Source organism: Vibrio sp. 10N.222.49.A3, from assembly GCF_041475145.1.
GTDB lineage: Bacteria > Pseudomonadota > Gammaproteobacteria > Enterobacterales > Vibrionaceae > Vibrio > Vibrio tasmaniensis_A.
The window spans coordinates 1-2775 of sequence record NZ_JBFRVM010000280.1; the positions used below are offsets into that span (position 1 = coordinate 1).

Consider the following 2775-nt stretch of genomic DNA (forward strand, 5'->3'; position numbering starts at 1 on the left):
GGTATGCTAAGAACAAAAATGCCGTTCACTCTTAAGTGAACGGCATTACCCAAACGGGAGGCTTTTTTGTGCCTACTGCTGGTGCGGATCATTCCTCTAAGGCTACCAATTTAGCGACTAAAGAAGATATCGGCGCGATAACCCGTGAAGTGGAATTAGTCAGGTCTGGCTATGCTGGGGTATTGGAGGAGTTAAAAAATAACCACCAATTGAAATTAGCATCTATCGAAAGAGAGAAACTTCTCAAGAAAGAAGTTTATCTTGAGAGCGTAGAAGCTTTAAGTAGGTGTCAGAACATATTGGCATCTATGAGTGACCTAAATGTTTCGGATCAGACTATTTCAAGTATATTTTCTAGCAGTTCAGCACTGATATCAAAAATTAACTTAGTCGGTTCAGAAGCTACAGTAAAAAATCTTACTAACTTTATGGGTGAAGTAGCAGCTGCTTACATGACTTTATTGACAGAACGTGCAGCTTTATCTAGCCGAAAAGCTCATATCGAGTTGTTAGAAACTTTTCGTCAGAAACATAATAACGAAATTGAACGTTGTTTGACTATTATGAAGAACATGAATCTTGAAGGTATATCAGATCAAGGGGCTTGGGACAGACTCAATCGCTCGTTTAACAACGAATCCGTATCTAGAGACAAGGTATCATCTGAAATTGATGCAAATTGGGCCGTTCAAAACGAAAGTCACGCAGTATTCAGCCAACTCTGTATGTCAGAATTTTTTAGGGTCAACGACTTAACTCCGCATCTGTTATTGTCTATTCGCTCTGAATTAGATTTAGAATTTGATGAAAGTGAATATCTTACTATTCACATTGAAAGCACTAAGAAAGCTAAATTAGTCTTCGAAAGGTTCATGAACAATTTACGTGAAGTTGCCTAACTTGGTTGAGTTTTGAACTTTTAAACAAGCTTTTTCAGTTTTGTTGACTCAAAGTAAAGTTGTGAATTAATAAACAGGTGAGGTAGTAAGTCTAAATCCTGGAGAGCGAGTAGCATTTAGTACGATTGGGTGATGTACCTAGTATTATTTGAATTTGGCCGGCACCCAAGGCTTCGCGGGCATACGACGACCGCCACGAAATGGCAATGGATGCTCCTTAGGTGGGTAGAACTTTGGGGAATCAATTCGACCGTGGCGTTCGACGAGCTGGCGATGTTCGTCGCGCCAATACGCAAAACTGAGCAATTCTTTCGGATTAAACTCGCGTCGTTCAGGCGTGATCAAGGTGGCACGGTCAAAGTGAACCCTAAATCCATTCCAACGATGGTCTAAAGGCAAATAACCGCGAGCGTGGATGTTCATCAATTTTTCGGCCATCGGGTTCACAGGGACTTCACCTGAGAGCCATCGCTGGACCGTGATCGTGATCGGTTGAACGTGGAAAAAGGCCGCGGCGTCGTGGATATCATCAAAGTGATGATGCACGAGATCCGCAAAGTGTGGCGTGAGCATGTGATCTCCTTCAAAAATTAAGACAAGCGCGCAAAGTTTTTTTCCTCCTCATAAAGTGTGTTTGTAGTAGAAAGTCTCTGGAAACGGCGACACGTCAGCGTAAAAATCAGAGACACGAAAACAAAGTATAGCCAACAATATTGGACTCAACATGCATAAACGTGCAGCCAAAATCCATAAAACCCACAACATTAAGGACTTAATCCGGCGTTGTACGCAAAATCCGTAAGGACTAAGGTGCTGAAACTCCTCATATTTCACATACAATCACTGCGTATTATGGGTCTAAATTATGTTGAGTGGTTTGCTTGCTTAACTGAATAAGAACGTGGGCGAGTAACATGCTCAATGAGGAGGTCAGCTTGTCTGGCCTTTTTGATGCTCGTTAGGAAAATCGTTGTTAGAAGTTAACCCGTAACATAATTTGCACAATGCGCACTCTAAGTAGCATTAAACACGTTGACAATGTAAAGAGAAACATACATCATTTGATAACAGTTGAAATGATTGAATGATTAGATGATTGTGGAGCTCAGCGCTAACTTTGCCCCACATAAGTTTTGAATGTTAACCTATCAAATGATTGATAAGCTCAAGAGCTTTACCTAATAAATCTATGATAATTAACACTATTTCTAAGTATTTCATCTTTACCTCTGAGTTTTAGAGTAACCCTACTAGCTGTGAGATTTTAGTATCTGGGTTAACTTGAAAAAAAAGCCACTTAATTGTGGTTTTTTGCGTTTCTACTTATAAAGTAGTGTTTGTATCATGGCATGCTTTTAAGTTACAGGCAAACGTGACGCGTTGGTTGACTTTTTGGTCTGAGACCAAGAACTTGAGTAGCTCTCTATTAGGTGGTGGTTATACAAATCAGACACCGACCGCAAGCGACGAGGATTAGCGAAACTAGCCCCGCAGGGATAAGGGCACTCGAGACAGTTCTTGGGTATGGCTCCCCCAAATGCCCGAAAAGCAGCGAAGCGTTACTCCCTCCAAAGAAGATCACAAAACCTTCCTTTCATTTTGCCAGAATAGCTTTTTGGTACAGAGCACTCCCAACTTTCGTTTCTATCGATTACTCGACGTTTGACGACGAACAAGGACGGCGAAGACTGAGCAAGGACGGTGAGAAGGAGAATAGGAGAGAGTTATTTCATTTGGGAAGGGGCCCCGTTTCGTCGGGGAAGGGTCCTAAATTAAATAACCTCTAGGTCTTCATTTCGTAATTCTCCAGACATAAAAAAATGACCTCAAAAGGTCATCTTCAAAATCTCAATCGGTCACCCGAAGGGTTGGGGTT

Annotated in this window: 2 protein-coding genes; one reads left to right on the forward strand and one right to left on the reverse strand. The window is 41.5% G+C overall.

Features of this window, described 5'->3' with window-relative positions:
- The first annotated feature begins 68 nt into the window (after positions 1–68).
- Positions 69–899, forward strand: a complete 831-nt coding sequence (locus tag AB4589_RS25030) for a chromosome partitioning protein ParA (RefSeq protein ID WP_372101919.1) — start codon at positions 69–71, stop codon at positions 897–899.
- Between the two features lie 144 nt (positions 900–1043).
- On the opposite strand, the gene AB4589_RS25035 is transcribed toward AB4589_RS25030, so the two are convergent.
- Positions 1044–1472: a phage protein gene (locus tag AB4589_RS25035; RefSeq protein WP_372101920.1), complete on the reverse strand. Its 429-nt coding sequence runs from the start codon at positions 1470–1472 to the stop codon at positions 1044–1046.
- Positions 1473–2775 lie beyond the last annotated feature (1303 nt).

Excerpts from the sequence above, each read along its gene's own strand:
- AB4589_RS25035 (WP_372101920.1), bottom strand. The coding sequence starts at position 1,472 with ATGCTCACGCCACACTTTGCGGATCTCGTGCATCATCACTTTGATGAT.